Source organism: Paraburkholderia fungorum (assembly GCF_046027215.1).
In the GTDB taxonomy this organism is placed as follows: domain Bacteria; phylum Pseudomonadota; class Gammaproteobacteria; order Burkholderiales; family Burkholderiaceae; genus Paraburkholderia; species Paraburkholderia fungorum_D.
On sequence record NZ_JAQQEN010000002.1, the window covers coordinates 2,267,629 to 2,288,035 of the forward strand.

Annotated in this window: 17 protein-coding genes; 5 read left to right on the forward strand and 12 right to left on the reverse strand. The window is 60.9% G+C overall.

Going from position 1 to position 20,407, the window contains the following annotated elements; translation table 11 throughout:
- Positions 1–227: 227 nt before the first annotated feature.
- The 11 genes from PQR27_RS30605 to PQR27_RS30655 form a co-directional block, all read right to left on the reverse strand.
- Complete coding sequence (locus tag PQR27_RS30605; RefSeq protein WP_408527310.1) at positions 228–1,529, reverse strand: MFS transporter; 1,302 nt, start codon at positions 1,527–1,529, stop codon at positions 228–230.
- Entirely contained in the window at positions 1,526–3,013 is a 1,488-nt protein-coding gene (locus PQR27_RS30610) for a coniferyl aldehyde dehydrogenase (protein WP_408527311.1), read from the reverse strand. The genes PQR27_RS30605 and PQR27_RS30610 overlap by 4 nt, the downstream gene beginning before the upstream one ends.
- Before the next feature lie 120 nt (positions 3,014–3,133).
- Entirely contained in the window at positions 3,134–4,687 is a 1,554-nt protein-coding gene (locus PQR27_RS30615) for a class I adenylate-forming enzyme family protein (protein WP_408527312.1), read from the reverse strand.
- Between the two features lie 70 nt (positions 4,688–4,757).
- Positions 4,758–5,534, reverse strand: a complete 777-nt coding sequence (locus PQR27_RS30620; RefSeq protein WP_408527313.1) for an SDR family NAD(P)-dependent oxidoreductase — start codon at positions 5,532–5,534, stop codon at positions 4,758–4,760.
- Positions 5,535–5,604: 70 nt separating this feature from the next.
- The gene (locus PQR27_RS30625; RefSeq protein ID WP_408527314.1) at positions 5,605–6,762 is read right to left on the reverse strand and encodes an acyl-CoA dehydrogenase family protein; all 1,158 of its coding nucleotides are present in this window, start codon (positions 6,760–6,762) and stop codon (positions 5,605–5,607) included.
- Positions 6,763–6,783: 21 nt separating this feature from the next.
- On the reverse strand, positions 6,784–8,025 hold the full coding sequence (locus tag PQR27_RS30630) for a thiolase family protein (RefSeq protein WP_408527315.1): 1,242 nt from the start codon (positions 8,023–8,025) through the stop codon (positions 6,784–6,786).
- Positions 8,026–8,050: 25 nt separating this feature from the next.
- Positions 8,051–8,836 (reverse strand): enoyl-CoA hydratase/isomerase family protein, encoded by a 786-nt coding sequence (locus PQR27_RS30635; protein WP_408527316.1) that lies wholly within the window; start codon positions 8,834–8,836, stop codon positions 8,051–8,053.
- 167 nt (positions 8,837–9,003) lie between these two features.
- Entirely contained in the window at positions 9,004–10,137 is a 1,134-nt protein-coding gene (locus PQR27_RS30640) for a CaiB/BaiF CoA transferase family protein (protein WP_408527317.1), read from the reverse strand.
- Between the two features lie 110 nt (positions 10,138–10,247).
- Positions 10,248–10,523 (reverse strand): hypothetical protein, encoded by a 276-nt coding sequence (locus PQR27_RS30645; protein WP_408527318.1) that lies wholly within the window; start codon positions 10,521–10,523, stop codon positions 10,248–10,250.
- Complete coding sequence (locus PQR27_RS30650) at positions 10,508–12,133, reverse strand: GMC family oxidoreductase (RefSeq protein ID WP_408527319.1); 1,626 nt, start codon at positions 12,131–12,133, stop codon at positions 10,508–10,510. The genes PQR27_RS30645 and PQR27_RS30650 overlap by 16 nt, the downstream gene beginning before the upstream one ends.
- The gene (locus PQR27_RS30655) at positions 12,130–14,529 is read right to left on the reverse strand and encodes an arylsulfatase (RefSeq protein WP_408527320.1); all 2,400 of its coding nucleotides are present in this window, start codon (positions 14,527–14,529) and stop codon (positions 12,130–12,132) included. Before PQR27_RS30655 ends, PQR27_RS30650 begins: the two co-directional genes overlap by 4 nt.
- 454 nt (positions 14,530–14,983) lie before the next feature.
- On the opposite strand from PQR27_RS30655, the gene PQR27_RS30660 reads away from it, so the two are divergent.
- The 5 genes from PQR27_RS30660 to PQR27_RS30680 all read left to right on the forward strand — a co-directional run bounded on the left by PQR27_RS30660 (position 14,984) and on the right by PQR27_RS30680 (position 19,204).
- Positions 14,984–16,030, forward strand: coding sequence for an AraC family transcriptional regulator (locus PQR27_RS30660; protein WP_408527321.1), 1,047 nt, complete (start codon positions 14,984–14,986; stop codon positions 16,028–16,030).
- An 83-nt stretch (positions 16,031–16,113) separates the two neighbouring features.
- The gene (locus PQR27_RS30665; RefSeq protein ID WP_408527322.1) at positions 16,114–17,079 is read left to right on the forward strand and encodes a helix-turn-helix domain-containing protein; all 966 of its coding nucleotides are present in this window, start codon (positions 16,114–16,116) and stop codon (positions 17,077–17,079) included.
- A gap of 255 nt (positions 17,080–17,334) precedes the next feature.
- Positions 17,335–17,877, forward strand: coding sequence for a carboxymuconolactone decarboxylase family protein (locus PQR27_RS30670; RefSeq protein ID WP_408527323.1), 543 nt, complete (start codon positions 17,335–17,337; stop codon positions 17,875–17,877).
- 40 nt (positions 17,878–17,917) lie between these two features.
- Positions 17,918–18,742, forward strand: a complete 825-nt coding sequence (locus PQR27_RS30675; RefSeq protein ID WP_408527324.1) for an isocitrate lyase/PEP mutase family protein — start codon at positions 17,918–17,920, stop codon at positions 18,740–18,742.
- Between the two features lie 42 nt (positions 18,743–18,784).
- On the forward strand, positions 18,785–19,204 hold the full coding sequence (locus tag PQR27_RS30680) for a RidA family protein (protein WP_408527325.1): 420 nt from the start codon (positions 18,785–18,787) through the stop codon (positions 19,202–19,204).
- A 177-nt stretch (positions 19,205–19,381) separates the two neighbouring features.
- On the opposite strand, the gene PQR27_RS30685 is transcribed toward PQR27_RS30680, so the two are convergent.
- On the reverse strand, positions 19,382–20,377 hold the full coding sequence (locus tag PQR27_RS30685) for a hydroxyquinol 1,2-dioxygenase (protein WP_408527326.1): 996 nt from the start codon (positions 20,375–20,377) through the stop codon (positions 19,382–19,384).
- Between the last annotated feature and the right edge of the window lie 30 nt (positions 20,378–20,407).

Below are 20,407 nucleotides of genomic sequence, written 5' to 3' on the forward strand. Positions count from 1 at the left end.
TAGAATTCATGACTATCACCTTTGACGAGCAGGCAACCCGCTTGAGATTTGGCTGAATCATCATCGAAACGCCATTGCGACGCGGCCGGCTCCGGCCATTTCGCGTCGATGGCTTATCGTATGAGACGAGTGAATCCGGCGCCTGTCATTGCGGTTAAAGGGGTGGTCTTTGAGAATGCCGCCAGAAGCGCGCGGCATGTGGCTGCAGACACAAACGGCTGCCGGGTCTAGCCGGCAGCATTCCTCGCGGCGATATCCGCTTCGTAGTAACGCGCGGCAAGCAGAAATAAAATCCCCGCGGCCAGCGACATCAACGGTGCGACAGTGAGCGCTGTCCGCAGGTTTGTCACATCGGACAGGAGTCCCACCAGATAGGGACCCGGCGCCGTGCCCAGCAGATTGGCGCCTAACACCGCGGTCGCCGTCACCGTGGCGTGAACGGCAGGATTGGTGACGTCGATCAGCATCGCCACCGCGGCGCCACCATGCGCGGCGGCGAACAGCGCACCGCCGATCAGCAGCACTAGCCCGGCTACACCAGGTGGCAACGCGAACGCCCCGAACAGCATCAACGCGGAAATCAGCGCGTAAGCGGCCGGCACGAGCGCCCGATAGCGTGGCCGCCCGTTGCTCAGCCAATCGGCCACGCCGCCGCCAAAGAGCATGCCCAGACCCAGCACGAGTACGACCACCGCCGCGATCAGACTCGCCATCTTCGGGTCATAGCCGTAGAAGCGATTGAAGTACGTTGGCACCCAGGCGATCAGAATGGCGGGTATCCCCATCTGCAGGCCGAACGCGGCGAATGTAAAGTTGCCGGAGCGCGCGACGAACACTTGCCTGAATACCTCGGTAAAACGCAGCCGTCGATTGACGGGGGCGCCGGAAGCGCCCTGATGCAAAGCCGGAACCTGGTAGTCGCGAACAAACAGCGGGTAGAGAACAGCGAGCAGCAGACCCGGCGCGCCGACCGCGAAAAAAGCATAGCGCCAGCCGAACTGGCTTGCGACCGCGCCGCCGATCACCACACCCAGGACCGAACCAAACACGCCACCCGATTGAAACGCCCCCAGGACAGCGGAGCGCTTGTCATTCGGAAAGGTGTGAGCCAGCAACGCTGCGCCAGCCGCCGCGTAGGCGGCTTCGCCAAACCCGACCATCGCGCGGGCCACGAGCATTTGCGTGTAGCTTGTCGTCAGTCCACATGCGATCGTGGCGAAGCACCAGACGAACGCCATCAGCGTAATGCTCTTCACGCGCCCCCAACGATCGGCGATCAGCGATAACGGAATGGTCATCACGCCGACCACCAGCGAGACGATGCTGACGAGCGCGCCCAGTTGCGAATCCGATACGCCCCACACGGGCTTAAGGAAAGGGAATACGGCGCCGACCGCCTGGCGTGACAGGTAGTCCGAGAGGATCAGCCCGAAACTCAGGGCGAACACGGTCCACGCATAGGCTTTCGAGTCCTGATAGGCACTGGTGCCGGCAACCCCGCGCGTGGACATCAGATGAAAGGTCCTCATATCGATTCCCCGCTGGTCTCTTGCATCGTGGAACCGACGCGGCCGATCCCGTATGAACATGGAATGTTCAATGCCGGGTCAGCATGCCCGAGGAACAACGTCGCGATGAACCGCTGAACGCGCGTGCCGTAGGGCGGACGGAACAGATTGATCGGGAACCAGCGCCTCATCCTCAGCACCGACTTGCCGTGCGACAAGGATCTGAATCCCTCCGGTCCACGCCAGCTTCCGATTCCCGAATTGCCAGTACCACCGAACGGCAAGTCACCCTGGAACACATGCCATGCCCAATCGTTGACAGTCATGCCACCGGCGTGAACGTCGCGCTCCAGCCGCTTGATTTCATCCGCGTGCGTACCATAGTAGTACAGCGCCAGGGGACGGGGCCGCGCCGTGACATACCGGATGCCTTCGTCCAGCGAATCGCAGGCCACCACGGGCAGGATCGGATTGAACAGCTCTTCCTGCATGATGCGCATATCCGGCGTCACCCCCGTCACGATCTGCATGGGTACGACTCGCCAGCCGTTTCCGGTGCCGCACGAGGTCACCGTGGCGCCTTTGGCGCGGGCATCGTCGAGCAATTCATGCACGCGTTTCGCGTGGCGGTCGGACGCGATGCAGGTGTACTCCGGATCGTCGACCGGGTTGGGAACCATGCATTGAAATGCGCTCACCGCCGCGGCAACGAACTCGTCCATCCGATCGCGCGGCACCAGCGCATAGTCCGGCGCGACACAAGCCTGCCCGGCGTTGAATGCCTTGCCGTGAGCGATCGAGTGCGCCGCGGCCGCCATGTTCGCAGACGGCGCAACGATAGCCGGCGACTTGCCGCCCAATTCCAGCGTAACGGGTGTCAGATTGGCCGAGGCCGCGCGCATGATCTCCTTGCCGACGGCAGGCGACCCGGTAAACACGATGTGATCGAAGGGCAAGCTCGCAAAAGCCTGAGCGACATCGACACCACCGCCGAATACCGCCACTTGATCTTCAGGAAATATCTCTGCCAGCATCTCGCTCAGAATCGCCGTGCTGCGTGGCGAGAACTCCGACATCTTGATCATCACCCGATTGCCCGCTGCAAGCGCCATGATCATCGGCCCCACCGCCTCGACAACCGGAAAGTTCCATGCCGCAATCACGCCAACGATACCTTTCGGCTGGTAGACCACTTTGGCGTCATTGCCGAGAAACAGCCAGTCGGTGCGCCGTTTTTGGGGTTTCATCCAGCGGCGCAGGTTGGCGAGCGCATGGTCAATCTGCAACGCAGGAAACATCACGTCCAGCATCTTGCACTCGAACGGGGAGCGGCGACCGAAATCGTCGCTCATCGCGGTTGCGAGTTGATCCTGATAGCGGCTCAGTGCCTGCCGCAGCGCTTTCAACTCGCGCCTGCGTTGCTTCAGTTCAGGATAGGGGCTAGCGAGGCACGCTTCACGCTGCCGGCCCAATACATCCCGTAGATTCTCAATGGCGTCTTTCATGTCGGCATTCCCGTTCACCCTCCTTCACGACGCGGTTTCAATCGAGCACCTTTGAGTACCCGATGCCGCCGCGCCTTGCGCTTCAGCCGGCATGCAGCCGGGGCGTCGTTGCAACCGCACTCATACCGATCGCCACTGCGCGCCCCAGTACTTTTCCCGAACGTCTTTCTTGAGCAACTTGCCCACGGCGCTGCGCGGCAGGTCGACCCAGAACTCGACGCTCTTCGGGGTCTTCGTGCTGCCCAGATGCTCCTTGCAGAGCGCCATGATCTCTTCTTCTGAAACGGCCAGCCCGGGCTTGCGCTGCACGACCGCTTTGACCGCCTCGCCCCATTTGTCATCCGGCACGCCGATCACAATGCAATCGAGAACCGCGGGATGACTCTGAATCACTTTCTCGATTTCGACGGGGAAGACGTTGAAGCCGCCAGTAACGATCATGTCCTTCATGCGGTCCACGATGGTGACGTAGCCACGTGCGTCCCGCACACCGATATCGGTGGTGTGATGCCAGCCGAACGTTGACACGGCAGCCGTGTCGTCCGGCTTCTTGTAGTAGCCCTGCATGACCATCGACGAGCGCACGACGATTTCCCCGCGTTCGCCGGCAGGCAACAGATTGCCGGCTGCGTCCATGATGGCAAGGCACGCCACGTCGACTGCTTTGCCCGCGGCTTTGACCACGTCCTCGTCGAAGCTGCCGTCATCCTTCAGATAATCGGCGGGACCTTTGACCAGGATCGGCACCAGCGTTTCTGTTTGTCCAAAGCTTTCATACATGATGGGACCAAACATGCGCACCGCTTCCTTGAACTTGTCCGGCGCAATCGGTGCAGCGCCGACAATAAACGCCTGCAGCGACGAGAAATCCGTTTGCCTCGTCTTCGGATGCGCCAGCAGACCGTAGACCGCGGTGGGCGGCAGGTACAGGTGAGTGACCTTTTCCGTTTCGATCACGCTCAGCAACACCTCAGGATCGAAACCCGGCAAGATGATGTTGACACCGCCCTTGATCGTAAAGCCAAGCGCCAGCAGTCCGGCGGCATGCGTCAGCGGTGCTACGCACAGATGCCGCGAGCCGGATGTAATGCCAAAGGCCGAAGCCAGTCCCAGCCCCATGAACTCGAGGCTCCGATGCGTGTGCACCGCGCCCTTGGACGGCCCGGTCGTGCCACCGGTGGGTTGCAGGAAAGCCCGCGTAGCAGGGTCTTCCGGCTGATTGCGAAACGGCTTCCAGCAATCCTTCAGCCACTCGTCCATCGACATCCCATATTCCGACGCGCGGTCAATGCAAACGTAGACCCGCGCTTTAGACAGCGCTGCCTTCAGCACCGGAACGCTGCTTTCAAAATAGCTGTGAAAGAACACGATGTCGGTGTCGAAGTAATCGAGCACCTCGGCATTGGTCTCGACCGAATTGCGAATGTGGACGGACAGCCACGCGGCGTCGGCCAGGTTGATACCCAGGTGCAGCAGACTGACCCGGTAATCGTTCGGCGCATAGATTGCCGCGTGCGTGCCCATGCCGCCCTCGCGCGCACGCGTCAAACCGTGGGCCACCGCGTGAACGTATTTCTGAGCCTCCCCATACGTCATGCGCGTGGCGCCGTCGATAAAAGCCAGATTGTCCGGGTGAAGTGCCGCTACCGCGTCGAAATAGTCTGCCAATCTCATCTTATTGATCTCCTCCAACACCAGCTTTGAACCAACCGTTCAGGGATCGAATCGATCCTCCGACTCAATCCTATTTCGCGCGCATACGTGACGCCGCATCGAGACGAATCGTTTCGCCATTCAGGTAAGCGTTTTCGATGATGAACGCGCAGCAGTGTGCAAACTCGCGCATATCGCCCAACCGCTTCGGCGCTTCCATCTGCTCCTTGAGCATCATCAGTACTTTCTCGTCGAGCGCCGCCACCATGCTCGTCAGGAACAGGCCCGGGGCGATCGCGTTGACGCGCACCCCGATCGCGCCGAGCTCACGCGCGGCCGGCATGTTCATGCCGATAATGCCGGCCTTGGTCGCCGCGTAGGCGCTCTGACCGATCTGACCTTCGTACGCCGCGCCCGACGAAACGTTGATCACCACGCCGCGTTCTTCGCCGGCCTCGGGATCATTGCTCGCCATCTGCTCAGCGCATTTGGACATCATGTTGAACACGCCGTTGAGATTGACGGCCGTGGTCTGAGCGAATTTAGCCAGCGGCGCGGCCTTGCCTTCCTTGCCTAGCACCTTGAATGCGGACGGCACTGCTGCGCCGTTGATACAGACGTGAATGGCACCGAAGCGGGCCATGACCTCGCCGACCGACTTCTGTACCGACTCTTCGCTGCTAACGTCCGTCTGCACGAACATCGCACGATCAGCGCCGATATCGGCTACCGCCTTTTGGCCGGCTTCGACGTTCAGGTCGAAAATGGCGACACGTGCGCCCTTTTCCTGCGTGAGGTAGAGCGCGGTGGCCAGCCCAAGGCCTGAAGCGCCACCCGTGATAACGACGACTTTGTCCTGAATACGCATGGGAGATCCCCGTATAAGATGAGAAATTGAACGTGATTTTTGCGGGCGGTGCGATGAGCACCGCTCTGCATCAGAATGCGTTGACGCCGGTCAGCGCTCGCCCGATGATCAGTTGCTGGATTTGAGTCGTGCCTTCCGGAATCGGCGCGACAATCGCTTCGCGTGCCAGCTTCTCGACCAGGAACTCTTTGGTGACCCCATTGCCGCCGTGAATCTGCACCGCCTGTCGGGCGATCTTCACGGCTGCTTCGCAAGCGAAGTATTTGGCCATCGCCGCTTCCATCTCAGCGGGCACGCCTGCTTCGATCATCGATGCGGCACGCTGGGTCAGCAAACGGCTGGCGTCGACATGCGTGGCCATTTCGGCCAGCATCGCGGAGATCAACTGATGCCCGGCAATCACCTTGCCGTGCTGTTTGCGCTCCGTGGCGTAGCGCGTCGCTTCTTCAAGTGCGCGCCGGGCAATCCCGAGCCCTTGAGCCGCGACGAAAACGCGCGAGCGTTCGAACATCGTCAGCGTGTTCTTCAACGCCTCCCCTTCATTGCCGAGCATGTTGCTGGCGGGCACGCGAACGTCGGTGAGGAAAATCTGTGTGGTCGACTGGCTGTTCCAGGCGATCTTGTGAATATCCCGGACCTCGTACGGATGCTCTTTGCGGTCCAGCAGGAAGTGCGTCAAGCCACGGCGTGGATCGTCACCTGTTCGGCAGGTGCAAATCAGAAAATCCGAATACGCGCCGTTGCTGATCCAGGTCTTCTCGCCGTTGATGATGAAGTGATCACCATCGCGCCGGGCGCGGGTCTTGATTTCGAGCACGTTGGAGCCGACGTCAGGCTCGGAGATCGCCGCGCTGCAGAACGATTCCCCTTTCAGCAACCCCGGCAGATAGCGTTCACGCAGATGCGCAGGGGCCAGTTTCGCAATCATCTGCGCGCAGAAGCTGTTGATCAGCACCGGCACCGACAGATCGACCGACGTGGCCGCCACTTCTTCGAACAGCATGATCATCGTGAGCCAGTCGAGACCCAGGCCGCCATGCTCCTCGCCGACGACACCCGAGATCAGGCCGAACTGGCTCAGCTCACGCATGAACTCGCCCATCTGCTCCTTCGGCACGAACCTGTCGCGATACGCCTTGTTAAACAGCGGATCGGCTTTGTCCGCCAGATAGCGCCGCAATCCATCTACCGCGCCTTGTTGCTCTTCCGTTCTAAATACGTGTCCCATCTTTCGGCTTTCCTGAATGACTTACTGTTTGGCGAGGATCGTGATGGCCACAACGGCTTCTTCGATACCGTAAAGACCGCCGCCGTTCTCCTGGATCGCAATGCGTGCGTTGTCCACCTGGCGCTGGTCCGCTTCACCGCGCAACTGGGTCACCAGTTCGTGTATCTGACCGAGACCGGTTGCGCCGATGGGATGCCCTTTCGATTCAAGGCCGCCGGACGGGTTGATTGGGATGCAGCCGCCAACCGTAAAATCGCCTCGCTCGGCTGCCGGGCCGCCTTCGCCGAACGGCACCAGCATCAACGACTCGGCATTGAGAATTTCACCGATAGCGGATGCGTCGTGAACCTCGGCGACGTCGACATCGGCAGGTGCCACGCCGGCCTGTTCGTAGGCCCGTTTGGCTGCGAGGTGTGCAACGATCTTGTGCGGTTCATCCAGACCACGTGTAGAGCCGGTTTGAACGACGCTGGCGAGCACGCGCACCGCGCGCCCGGCCGCACCATTGAGGCGTTTCAATCCCGCCTGATTGCACAGCACGACGGCGGCCGCGCCGTCGCTGATAGGCGAACACATCAAGGTAGTCAACGGATAGGCGATCGGCGGCGACGCCAATACCTCATCGATGCTGAAGGCCTGCTGAAACTGCGCCAGCGGGTTATGCACGGAGTGCTGATGGTTTTTTGCCGCGACCGCAGCGATCTGCCGCTGCGTGGTGCCGTAACGCAGCATGTGGTTGCGACAGATGGCGGCGTACACATCCATAAAGACGCTATAGGGGCGCTCCGACATGCTGCCCGGCGGTGGCGTCACACCTTCGCCCATGGCAAGCAACGTTGCTTTGTTGTGCTCCACCGTCGATACGTCCCAACCGCCGTCGAACGCCGCGAACATTCTGGCCTTGTCCGGAATATTCATCTTCTCAGCACCGACGGCGAGCGCGATATCGCAACTGCCGGAACGCAGCGCCAGCGTCGCCAGGTTGAAAGCCGATGAACCGGTGGCGCAGGCGTTTTCGACCGTAAATACCGGCACACCTTCAATACCGAGGCGGCGCATCGCAATCGGCCCCGGGATCGCGGTTTGGCCTTGAAACTGGCCGTTGGTCATGGTCCCGTAAAACGCGGAGCCGATGTCGGCCGCGCCGCAACCAGCATCCTTCAACGCGAGCCCTACCGCTTCGCCGACCATGTCATATACGGACTTCTCAAGGTGGCGCCCAAAGGCAGTCATGCCGACGCCGACCACGTAGATATCGCTCATGTTTCTATTCCCGTTTCGATGTGATTCAGCGGCCCTGGAAGCGAGGCGCGCGCTTTTCGGCAAAAGCCTGCAAGCCTTCGTGGAAGTCGAAGGTGCGCATGTGCTGACGCAGCATCACCTGCTCGTGAAGCAGGGCGTCGTCGCGCGTTTTGTCGGCGCAATGGCGCGCCACTTCTTTTATGCGGCGCAGCGCAATCGGGCTCTTTCGCGCGATGTGTGCAGCCAGCTTCTGTACGGTTTCGCCAAGCGCTGCATCCGGATGCACTTCGCAGACAAGACCACATGCCTTCATCTCGGTGGCCGACAGGGACCTGCCGGTCAGCAGCAGATACATCGCCATGTTGAGCGGAATGAGTCGTGGCAGGACGGCCGCGCCACCTGCCCCCGGATACACGCCGAAGTTGGCATGCGCATCGGCAAGCGTGGCGCTCTCGGCGGCGACCACCAGATCCGCGCACATCGCGAGTTCGAGGCCGCCCGCCATCGTCACGCCGTTCAGCGCGGCGATCACCGGCTTCGGGAAATTGCGCAGCCGGCCGAACACCTGATTCGCACGATCGAGAAAATCCGCTTCACCGGGACCGAGGCTTTGGCCTGCCAGGACTTCCTTCAGATCGGCGCCAGCACAGAAGGCCGCGCCGGCGCCGGTGAGCACCAGCACGCGCATTTCATCGTCGGCCTCGATCTGCGTCAGGCGGCGCTCCAGCTCGGAAAGCATGGCCAGATTCAGCGAATTCATCGCCTTCGGGCGATTCAGCGTCAAACGGGCAACCGGCCCATCGACGTCGTACAACAAAACGTCTTCGTTCATCACATCTCCATACTTTTTTAGTGATCCGGATGCTCGACGAATGCGCCGGCCTCAAGAAATTGGCGAGTGTGCTGATCGTATGGGGAACGGCGGTTGGCAACAGGTCATTGCAATGAAGTTGCAGGTCCCGGCGATATGTCGCGTGTGACGTCGCGTGTGACGTGGCCTCAATGAGCAGAGAGCAATTGCGCGATTTCGTCTTCGCCAAGCCCGACGCTTCGCAGGATTGCAAGGCCATGTTCGCCACGGCGCGGTATGGCGTTAGGAACGCCAGACGGGGTCACAGAGAAGCGCGGCGCAGGCGCGGCCTGCAAGACTCCGTCGCGCTCGGCATAGACGCCGCGAGCGGCCATATGCGGATGCGTCATGGCTCCGACAGGTGTCAGCACCGGCGCGAAGCAGGCATCGCTGCCTTCAAGCAAATCGACCCAATGCTGCCGGGCTTGCGTGGCGAACACCGCCGCCAACCGTTCACGCAGGGCAGGCCATCGATGTGGGTGATAAGGTTGCCGGAAATCCGGATCGTCACCGAGCCCGAGTTTGCTGAAGAGCAGCGCATTGAATTGCGGCTCCAGCGCCTGCACGCTGACAAAATGCCCGTCGGCACACGCGTAGGTGCCGCTCCAGTGCGGGCCATCCAGAAGACCGCAGCCACGTTCGAGGGGTTGGTGCCCTGCGGCGTGCACCGACAGCAGCAGGTTCATCAGGTTGGCGCTGCCATCGACAATCGCCGCATCCACGACCTGGCCTTGACCGCTTCGGCGCGCGCCCAGGATGCCGGCAAGGACGCCCATCGCCAGATACAGTGCTCCGCCGCCCAGATCGCCCAATAGGGTGGGTGGAGCGAGAGGTGGCCTGCCTGGCTCGCCTGCGAACCAGAGCGCGCCGGAGAGCGCGATGTAGTTCAGGTCGTGTCCGGCGGCTTGCGCCAACGGACCTGTCTGTCCCCATCCGGTCATGCGGCCGTAAACGAGGCGCGGATTGCGCGCGAGGCATATTTGCGGACCGAGCCCGAGGCGTTCCATCACGCCTGGGCGCATGCCTTCGAGCAAAGCGTCTGAGCCCTCGATGAGCCGCAGGACGGCGTCGATCGCGCGCGCGTCCTTCAGGTTCAGCGCAATGGACTGTTTGCCGCGATTGACAATCGCGCTCTTGCCGAGATCGAGCATACCGCCATCGTTGGCGTCCGCGCGTTCGATCAGAATGACTTCGGCGCCCATGTCGGCCAGCAACATGCCGCAAAAAGGCCCTGGGCCAATGCCGGCGATTTCCACGACGCGAATGCCGTCGAGAACACCCATGGTTCTGCTCCTTTGGAGATAAATATGACGAGCCGTGGCGGTGCTCGATAAGCGTCGACGCGAAGTAGAAAGCACTTTGCGTTCGCCGCTTACCCGATGCCACCGCGTCTCTAGCTTTCTGTGCCGCGCGAGCGCCGCGCGTTGATGAGGGGCATCCAATGCAGCACACCGAACAGGAGTGTCAGCAGCACGCTGAGCATCAAGGGCCCCCGATATAGCCGCACCTTCCCGAAGGCAAAGACGACCTCGAGTGCGTGGATGACCAGAAACGCCATCGCCACGATCTCCGCGCCACGAGCGAGTCCGCTCGATAGGCCGGGCGCAGCGAGGCTTGCAAGCGCAAATCCATAGATCGCGAGGCAGGCCGCCTTCAGGACGCGCAGCATGATCCCTCTTTAACCTCGGCCAACGCTGCCTTGATCATGTCAGCGGCTTTCTCGGCGATCATGATGGTCGGCGCGTTGGTGTTGCCGGACACGATGTTCGGCATGATCGACGCGTCGACGACACGCAAGCCCTGCACGCCTTTCACACGCAATTGATCGTCGACCACATCGAACGCGCCCTGACCCATGCGACAAGTCCCGACCGGGTGATAGGCGCAGTCAGCGTGATTGCGAATGAATGCTTCGATCTGCGCATTCGTCTGCGCGCCGGCCGAGTTTCTGGATTCCTTGCCGCCAAATCGCGACAACGCCGGCTGACGCATGATTGCCCGTACCAGGTTGAAAGCGCGAATCAGACGATTCACATCATCCTGATCGGAGAGGAAATTCGTGTCGATCAGCGGTGGTGCCAGCGGGTCGGCGCTCGCCAGTGAAACGCTGCCACGGGATTTCGGACGCAACAGCCCGCAGTGAACCGAGTAGCCATTGCCGATCAATATCTTGCGCCCATGATCGATCAGCTTGGCGACGATAAATACGAGCTGGATATCCGGGCGCGATTCTTCGGGCAGCGTCTTCACAAAGCCGGTGCCCTCCGCGAAGTTCGACGTCAGCACACCGCGTCGATATTTGCCCCAGGTGCGAATACCCTTCGCCACGGACCACACACCCGACAGCGACAGGCCAAATAGTCCACGCGACGCCCCGGCTTCGTAGCTGTGAACGATATCGATATGGTCCTGCAGGTTTTTGCCGACGCCCGGCGAATCGTGCACGACGGTAATGCCGTGCTGCTGCAAATGGCTCGCGGGTCCGATGCCCGATAACATGAGAATCTGCGGCGATTGCAATGCACCGGCCGACAACAAAACTTCCTGCGTGGCTTTCAGGACCTTGATTGCGCCACCTTGCCGATATTCGACGCCGACCGCTCGCGTGCCTTCCATCAGGATTCGCGTGACATGCGCACCGGTAACGACCTGCAGGTTCTTCCGGCCGAGGTTTGGCGTGAGGAATGCCTTGGCGGTGCTGCAGCGCTCGCCGTTCCTTTGCGTGACCTGGGTCAGCCCAATACCCAGTTGATGATCGCCATTGAAGTCGGGATTCGGCGGAAGACCCGCCTGCACACCCGCGTCGACAAACGCTCTTGCATAGACGCTCGGTTCGAGCACGTCCGCCACGTCGAGCGGGCCGCCTGCGCCGTGAAACGCATTGCTGCCCCAGAACGCGTTGTTCTCCGACTTCCTGAAGTACGGCAACACATCGGCATAACTCCAGCCGACGTTGCCCTCTTCTGCCCAGCCGTCATAGTCGGTGCGGTCGCCGCGGATATACATCATTCCGTTGATCGAACTGCTTCCGCCCAACGCCTTACCGCGCGGCTGGTAGCCGATGCGACCGTTCAACCCGCGATTGGGAATCGTCTTGAACGCCCAGTTGAAGATGCGATAGGGGATCAACGCGGCAAGACCAGCCGGGCATTGAATCAACGCGCTGTTATCGGAAGCACCCGCTTCGAGCAGGCAAACCTGAATCCGCGGGTCCTCGCTCAGGCGGCCTGCCAGTACACAGCCCGCCGATCCACCGCCAATGATGATGTAATCGGTCATGGCAGGTAGACGATATGAACATCGTTGATCCGGCCATTGAATCTGAACGGCGCACGATCACGATAGTCCAGCGCAACCGGGCAACCGAGATCGACGCCGACGTTAAAGGTTTCACTTGCGCTGAACGCAAGCGGCACGGTGAACGGCGTCGTGCCCCGCGCCACTTCCACACCGTCGACACTCATCACCAGAGTCGCAGCCGCGCCCGGAGCGGGTCCGCTCATCACAGTCTCGAGCCCGAGCTGGTGCGGACCCGGCGCGATCCTGTCCGCTGAACGTAACCGGGTCCTCACCACACCCAGGAAGTTGTATTCGTAGTGGAGGTAGCCGTCGTCCATGTAGAGCACCAGACCACCGGCAACCGCGCCGAGCGAATAGAGCACACCGCTGCCCTCGGCGGCCACCTCGACGGCGACCGTTACCCGGTTGTTGCGCGCGCGTAGATTGGGCGCACAGAATTCAGGCAACCGCGTGATCTCCGTATTGAAGTGCCATTCGGTCTGACTGGTACCCACGCGCGCATCGGGATTCAGAAGCGGCCCCAAACCCGCGCCGATCGGATAAACGTGATTGGCGCGCGCCTCGTCATCGAATTTCTGTTTCAACTCCGCGAGCTTCTGCGGGTAGTCGCGCGAAATATCGTTCGACTGGGAGTAGTCGCCGTCGAGCTTGTATAAGGCCCACACATCTTCATCCGGATTCCAGTTCGCATAGGCAGCATAAGCGCCCGGCAACCATGGCACGCGCGGCCCGAACACCGACGCCATCCAGCCTTCCGAGTAGATCCCGCGACTGCCGAAAACTTCGAAATACTGATGGGTTTTTTGCGTGGCCGCCTCGCTGTCGGCGAAGGTATAGGCGAGGCTCACGCCGTCCAGCGGGTCCTGCTTCTGGCCATTGACCGATTCCGGCGGCGTAATGCCGATGATGTCGTAGAGGGTAGGCGCGATATCGTTGACATGATGGAACTGTCCACGCACGTTGGTATCGGCCTTGATCCCCTTGGGCCAGGAAACCGCCATGGGCACGCGGGTCCCGCCAAAATATCCCGCCACCAGCTTGGTGCCCTGAAATGGACTTTCTCCAGCCCAGGCCCAACCGGCGTGATACATGTTCGCTATCTTCGGGCCGCCCAGTGCGGGCAGGCCGCCGTATTCCTCTTCGAGGATTTTCATCTGCTGCGCGAAAGGCATCGGCACACCGTTGAGTGTCAGCATTTCGTTGATGGTGCCGCTCCAGCCCTCCGACGACGCGCCGTTGTCCGACAGCACATAAAAGATCAGCGTGTTGTCACGCAGGCCGAGCCGCTCCAGTTCATCCACTACCTTGCCGGCCTGTGTGTCAGCATGCTCGAGGAAACCGGCGTACACCTCCATCAGGCGTGCCTGGAATCTTTTCTCATCGGCGCCGAGGCTGTCCCACGCGGGCATCGTATCCGGGCGCGGCGTCAGCACGCTATCGGCCGGAATCCAGCCGAGCGCCTTCTGACGCTTGAACGCCTGCGCGCGATAAACGTCCCAGCCGTCGTCGAACTGTCCCTTGTACTTGTCCGACCATTCGCCGAAGACCTGGTGCGGACCGTGCACCGCTCCCGGTGCCCAGTACATCAAAAACGGCTTGTCCGGCGCGAGAGCATGTTGCTGGCGCAACCAGCCTGTGGCCTGGGCTGCGAGGTCCTCGCTCAGGTGATAGCGGGGATCGTCAGGCCGCTCGATCGGCGTGGTGTTGCGGTACAGACTCGGCTCGTACTGCGAGGACTCCGCGCCCATGAAACCGTAGAAGTGATCGAATCCGCAGCCGGTCGGCCAGCGGTCGAATGGTCCTGCTGCGGAGACGTCCTGGGCCGGCGTGTTATGCCACTTCCCGAACGCCGCGGTGCTGTAGCCATAGTGCTGCAGCACTTCGGGAATGGTTGCCGAAGTCTTCGGAATCTCTCCGGTGTAGCCGTCAAAATCACTCGCCAGTTCGGTGATCGTCCCGGATTCCACGCGATGGTGGTTGCGCCCCGTCAGCAGCGACGCGCGGGTCGCCGAGCAGATGGCGGTGGTGTGAAAGGCGTTGTAGCGCACGCCGGAGTCGGCAATGCGGCTGAGCGTCGGCGTATGAATCGCACCGCCGACTGTATCGGCATGCGCAAAGCCGACATCATCCAGCATGATGATCAGTACGTTCGGCGCATCGGTGCGCAAATGGTTGGCTTTGGTGCGCCACTGATGTTTCGACTCGGCCAGCGTGCGCCCGGCAGCACTGGCTGTCGGTGTCCTGGGAAACGGCAGATCCTGCGGTCCTGCTGCGGCCATGCTGGCGAGACAGGGCTGCTCGACTGAGCCCGTCTCTTGCGAAGACGGTTCCGTCGGATCGGAAGCGGGTGCCGCCGGGTTGATTTCGCGGGTCATGATGGTCTCCTGTCCTTGCTCAAACGTGACGCCAGCCGCCGGATCGCGGGTCTGTGGGTCATAGACAAATCGGAGGCATTTTATGAACGGCTCCCCGCGAGACGCTGGTCTTTGAAGACAATCCAGTGGTCTTGCGCGTCACGTGGGGTGCAACCTGACTTGAGAGGCGGGTAAACACTGAGGGAAAGTAAGACGCACGCAAGATCAACGCAAAGCGCCCATCAGGCGCTTTGATCTTCGTGCAAAATGGCAGGGAACGCGCGCGACAACGGATACCCTGGCATTTACGCCGATGGAGTTTGTCGTGCAATCGCGGATACGCTATTGCGATATTGACGCACCGCACCCACACGAACACCTCTACGCGGTCGCATCGTCACTCAAGCGTATTTCTTTCACACCCCGCCCGCCGGTGATAGACAGCAAGCCGGCCCAGCAATGATTGCGGTCCAACATGCAGAGACCACCCGCCTCCCGCTTCGACAGTGACGCCGCTCTCACGACGATCGGTGGCTACGCGCTGGCAATTTCGCGCGCCCTGGAGCACAACGGGGTGGATAGCGCCCGGATTTTTCAGGCGGCCGGCATCGAGCCGTCGCTGATGAAAAACGACCCCATGACGCGGTTGCCGGTCGCCACAATGGCGCGGCTCTACAAGGTATGTGTGGACGTGACGCACAACCCCTATTTCGGATTGACGGTTGCCAGATTCATTCACGTTTCGAATTTGCATGCACTTGGCTATGCACTCGCCGCCAGTTCGAACCTGATGGCATTCTGCCAACGGCTGGAACGTTTCTTCAGACTCGCTTCCCAAGCCTGCGAAATCAATATCGTTGAGAACGGCGACGAGGTCTCGCTGCGCATGAAACTGCTGGTGTCCGTATGCGCCGAAACGGAAGATGCGCTGCTGGGATTTGTCGTGCTGTCCATGCGTCAGCTTTACCATGCCGATTTCAACCCGGTTCGCGTAGCGTTCTCTCACGCCATGCCGCGCGAAGGCAGTGCCCCTTATGAGAAGCTGTTTCGCTCACCCGTCGCCTTTGACCAGACTGCGCCGGAACTCGTGTTTTCGAAACCGGATCTGCAACGTCCACTCGCCGGCGCGTGTGCTGAAATAGCCCAACTGCACGACAACCTCGCCGTCAGCTATATCGCCCGCCTCGACAAACACGATGTGGTGAGCACAGTGCGGCAGAAAATCATTGAGTATCTGCCCAACGGCGACTGCTCACGAGATAAAGTCGCCGGCGCCATGTGTATCAGCCCGACCACCTTGCAGTTCAAGCTCTCGCAATACGATACGAATTTCAACGAGCTGCTCGACGCGACACGCAGGGAATTGGCATCCAGCTACGTACAGCAATCGGCGTTGTCGATTACTGAAATCACGTTCTTGCTGGGGTTTAGCGATTCGAGCAACTTCACCCGCGCATTCAAACGCTGGGAAGGCGTTTCGCCAAGCGACTATCGCAAGGACGCAAAGCCTGTGGATGGGTAAGCATTGCATTCACCAGAAACCTGCGGCAATCTTTCTCCAAGCTCAAACATGGGTTGATTGCCTCACTTTCCATCGGATGACAGATGCCTGCTTCCCAGCCAATTTCGCCGCCGCGTCTGTCACCTGGCGGTCTGAACGAACTGATCACGTTGCTCGACATCCAGGTGGTGGGGCTTTCCGAGTGTCTGGTCAGCCAGGGATTCATGCTGGAACTGGACGGGCATGACGCGCCGGGCATCCACTACATCCTGTCGGGCGTTGGGCGTCTGCATATCTCAGGCGCCGAGTCCGTGCCGCTCAAGCCCCACACGCTGCTGATCGTTCCGCCCCGTCATCCGCTGAAGCTCGAGGTACCGGCCGGCCAGGCGGGAATCGCGCCGACCGTCGTACCCGGGCGCGAGCACAGACAGGTCGTCGATTCGATCAGCCGTTTCCGCGCCGGCGATGCCGAGCCGATGACCGTGATGATTTGCGGCTATTTCAAGGCGTGCTTCGGCGCGTCAATCAATCTGTTCGATACCCTGTCGACGCCGATCGTCGAGCAGTTCGATGCTTCCGACCGGCTCGATGTCTATCTGCGCTCGGCGTTCAATGAACTCGTGGCGCAGGAGATCGGCGCCGGTGCGATGTCGGGCGCATTGCTCAAGCAGGTAATTGTCGCGTTGGTGCGCCGGTCTCTGAAGTCAAACGCGCTCTGGATGGAGCGATTCGCGTTACTCGGCGATCCGCAGATCGCCCGGGCCTTCGCCGACATGGTGGCTCGCCCCGGCGCGCCGCATACGGTCGCCAGTCTCGCGGAGGTGGCGATCCTCAGCCGCTCGGCATTCATGGCGCGCTTTGCCGCCACGCTCGGCCAGTCGCCGATGCAGGCATTGCGCGACATCCGCATGCGGCAGGCGGCCGCCCAGTTGCGAGCCGGTGACTTGCCACTGGACCAGGTCGCGCGCCACGCCGGTTATGAAAGCCGCAGCGCGTTCGTGCGCGCGTTTCGCGAAGTATTCGATACCGGCCCCGCCGAATACCGCGCGAAGTCGGCCGATTCGAACTAGTCCACGCGCGAACGCGCTTGTGCCCTGACCGGCGCCTTGCATCGGCATATCAACGCCGGTGCAAGGCGCCGGTTTCGTTTCCAGAGTGGCTCACGCCTGCAGCTGCAGACGCGGACTTTTGCGTCCTTTCCGAGGATTTTTCGTTCGGCCCGCACGCCTAGAATTTCCATCAATGCAGCCGGGAACGCACCGCGATATTCCGAGGCAGACACATACACATCACTTCTCTCGATCGCCAGACACAGGAGCAGGACCATGACCCGCATCGCACTCCCCGTCAACGAAGCTATCCCTGCCGCATCGCAGCCCGTAGTGGATGCGGTGACGAAGCAACTGAAGATGACGCCCAATCTGTTTCGCCTCATGGCGATGAGCCCGAACGCGTTGAACGGTTGGGCAGGCCTGCAAGGTGCGCTCGCAAAGACACTCGATGCAAAACTGCGCGACGGCATTGCGCTTGCCGTTTCGCAGGTCAACGGCTGCCAGTACTGTCTGTCGGCGCATACTTACGTTGCCAGCAACATGGCGCATATCGACGACGACGAGATTCGCCTGAACCGGCTTGGCAAATCGCATATGCCCAAAACGGCTGCCGCCGTGGCGTTCGCCAAGACGTTGATGGAAACGCGCGGCAAAGTCGCCGAAAGCGATCTGCGCGCCGTGCGCGAAGCCGGCTTCAGCGATGCGAACATCGTTGAAATCATCGCGCTCGCTGCGCAGTTCATGTTGACGAACTTCGTCAATAACGTCTTCGATACCGAGATCGACTTTCCGGTCGTCGAAACAGAAGTGGCGTAACGACACTGCGCCGACACGTCCTCAGACAAGGAGATTGTTCATGACTTCCACCATTGCCGAAAAACGCCACATGTTTCGCGCATTGCACGAAGGCGGATGTTTCGTCCTGCCGAATCCGTGGGACGTTGGCAGCGCGCGTTACCTCGCGTCTGTCGGCTTCAAAGCGATTGCTACTACCAGTTCTGGCTTCGCGTGGTCGAACGGGCGGCCGGACAACGGCGTGTCACGCGATGTGATGCTTGACCACCTGCGCGAGATGGTCAGCGCGACCGATCTGCCGGTCAATGCCGACTTCGAAAGCGGCTTCGGCGACAACCCCGCGGAGGTGGCCCAAAGCGTGCGGATGGCGATCGAGACCGGCATCGCCGGATTATCGATCGAAGACTCGACGGGCGATCCGAACGCACCGCTGTTTCCGCTCAATGTCGCCGTCGAGCGACTCACCGCGGCGAGACGCGCGATCGACGAGACCGGCGGCGACACGCTGCTCGTCGGGCGCGCGGAGAATTTCTTTGCCGGCGTGCCCGATCTTGAGGACACGATCGCGCGCCTGCGAGCCTATGCGCAGGCAGGCGCCGATTGTCTGTACGCGCCTGGCATTCAGACGCGCGAGCAGATCGAAGCGGTAGTAGCCGCGGTCAGCCCGAAGCCGGTCAATCTGCTGATCGGCGGCCCTTCCGCATTCACGCTCGACGAACTGGCAAAGCTTGGTGTGCGGCGCGTGAGCGTCGGAGGCGCACTGGCTCGCGCGGCATGGGGCGGCCTCGTGACTAGTGTTCAGGCACTTGCGAACGGCCGCTTCGATAGCTTGCCGAAGGAACCGTCAGGCGCGTGGCTGAACGGCATGTTTCGCGACGTAGCGTAGCGCCCTCTTCAATAACTAACCGCTTTTTAGATGAGGTCAAAGATGAGCCGTGAAATCATTCGCGTCGAACCGCTTTCGAGCTGGCTTGAACGCTGGAAGGCGCCGACTTCCGCCGTCACCCGCCATGGCGACACAATCTACGTGTCCGGCTTCCCGCCGTTCGATCCAGAAACGGGCGAAGTGATGGATGCGCCGATTGAGCGTCAGACGGAACGTGTACTGGAACAGCTGAAACTGTGTGTCCAGACCGCCGGTTCATCGCTCGATCAGGTGCTCAAATGCAACGTGTACTGCACGTCGGTCGAGATGTTTCCCGTCGTCAACGCGATCTATGCGAGCTTCTTCGGGCCGAACCCGCCCGCGCGGATTTTTGTCAATGTGCCGGCGTGGCCTGGACGCTTCGACATCGAGATCGACTGTGTCGCGGCAATCGATAGTAGCCGCACCGTGGTGGCAGGATGATAGCGATCGGTCTAAAACGTTGACGACTTCATCGCGGGCCGGATAGAGCACCGTTGTGAGCATGTTGTAACCAGACGCTTCGATCAGAAATCGCGACGGGTGCGGCGTCGCGGCTGTAGGCAAGCCCGACGCCGGCACCTCCGACGCAATCGAAACGTCGAGCAAGAACGCGAAGAACTACATCTGGATCGGATACGGTGCCAGTTCGCCGCTTTCGTAGCGCTTGGGCAGATCGGGCGTAGCGTTCTCCCACACCAGCAGCATCGAGCGTTTCTGAGAGTACCCTTTGTGGCGAATATCGGCGGGCATTGCAGCAATATCACCTGCATTCATCGTAATGCGCGCACGCGGCTCGCCGCTATCTTTGTCCGCGATGTCCCAGATGATCTTGTCCGAAAGCTGCAGGAACCATTCGACGCGGTCATTGCCGTGGAACACGGGCAACATGAATTCCTCCGTAGTCGGGCAAAACAGACTTTGCTGGCACACCGAAGTAACGGATGGGTTCCACGTCACATCCGAACGCGACAGATACTTGAACAGGCTGAACGCGTGCAGCGTCTTCTCGAAACCCGGCTCAGCGTGGATCTCCGGCTCGTCCTGGACGACGTCGGCGAAGTGACGATTGACCGGCAGTTCGTCTCGCAGCGGCGAATCGCCCTCCATGCCCGGCATACGCTTGGTCGCGATGCGAAACCGCTCGATGGCCTCGATGTTATCGCCATGTTTGCTGCCGTAGGCCGAACCGGTTTCTCCCGGTGCCGCGAATGGGTCGAAGCCTTCATTCACCCAGTCCTTCAGGATCGCCTTGAAGGTCGCCATGATCAACGGCGTCTCGAACTGCTGCGTGAAATCGATGCCCGCCTCCTTGAAGCTCGCGTTGTAAGAGCCGGCATACAGGTCGACCTTGCCGTAATGGTTGCGCGTGCCGATGACGTGATCGAAGTTGACCCAGCCGTAGAAGAAACCCCAGGCGACGTCGCGCATCATCGCGCGCAGGAAGTCGTCGGCGGGAATCTGGTGTGTGCGCGTTTGCCCATTGACGGGCCACTTCACGGTGGCGAAATACGAGTCCCGGCTGAACTCGAAGTCACCAAGCTGGAATGCGCGATAACCGCTTACCGCGTCCGGTTCACTCGCCGCGACAGTTTGCAGGTTGCTTTTGTTTTCCACAATGAACTCCGTAATTGGCTTGTCTTAAGA

Excerpts from the sequence above, each read along its gene's own strand:
- PQR27_RS30605 (WP_408527310.1), bottom strand. The coding sequence starts at position 1,529 with ATGAGGACCTTTCATCTGATGTCCACGCGCGGGGTTGCCGGCACCAGT.
- PQR27_RS30610 (WP_408527311.1), bottom strand. The coding sequence starts at position 3,013 with ATGAAAGACGCCATTGAGAATCTACGGGATGTATTGGGCCGGCAGCGT.
- PQR27_RS30615 (WP_408527312.1), bottom strand. The coding sequence starts at position 4,687 with ATGAGATTGGCAGACTATTTCGACGCGGTAGCGGCACTTCACCCGGAC.
- PQR27_RS30620 (WP_408527313.1), bottom strand. The coding sequence starts at position 5,534 with ATGCGTATTCAGGACAAAGTCGTCGTTATCACGGGTGGCGCTTCAGGC.
- PQR27_RS30625 (WP_408527314.1), bottom strand. The coding sequence starts at position 6,762 with ATGGGACACGTATTTAGAACGGAAGAGCAACAAGGCGCGGTAGATGGA.
- PQR27_RS30630 (WP_408527315.1), bottom strand. The coding sequence starts at position 8,025 with ATGAGCGATATCTACGTGGTCGGCGTCGGCATGACTGCCTTTGGGCGC.
- PQR27_RS30635 (WP_408527316.1), bottom strand. The coding sequence starts at position 8,836 with ATGAACGAAGACGTTTTGTTGTACGACGTCGATGGGCCGGTTGCCCGT.
- PQR27_RS30640 (WP_408527317.1), bottom strand. The coding sequence starts at position 10,137 with ATGGGTGTTCTCGACGGCATTCGCGTCGTGGAAATCGCCGGCATTGGC.
- PQR27_RS30645 (WP_408527318.1), bottom strand. The coding sequence starts at position 10,523 with ATGCTGCGCGTCCTGAAGGCGGCCTGCCTCGCGATCTATGGATTTGCG.
- PQR27_RS30650 (WP_408527319.1), bottom strand. The coding sequence starts at position 12,133 with ATGACCGATTACATCATCATTGGCGGTGGATCGGCGGGCTGTGTACTG.
- PQR27_RS30655 (WP_408527320.1), bottom strand. The coding sequence starts at position 14,529 with ATGACCCGCGAAATCAACCCGGCGGCACCCGCTTCCGATCCGACGGAA.
- PQR27_RS30660 (WP_408527321.1), top strand. The coding sequence starts at position 14,984 with ATGCAGAGACCACCCGCCTCCCGCTTCGACAGTGACGCCGCTCTCACG.
- PQR27_RS30665 (WP_408527322.1), top strand. The coding sequence starts at position 16,114 with ATGCCTGCTTCCCAGCCAATTTCGCCGCCGCGTCTGTCACCTGGCGGT.
- PQR27_RS30670 (WP_408527323.1), top strand. The coding sequence starts at position 17,335 with ATGACCCGCATCGCACTCCCCGTCAACGAAGCTATCCCTGCCGCATCG.
- PQR27_RS30675 (WP_408527324.1), top strand. The coding sequence starts at position 17,918 with ATGACTTCCACCATTGCCGAAAAACGCCACATGTTTCGCGCATTGCAC.
- PQR27_RS30680 (WP_408527325.1), top strand. The coding sequence starts at position 18,785 with ATGAGCCGTGAAATCATTCGCGTCGAACCGCTTTCGAGCTGGCTTGAA.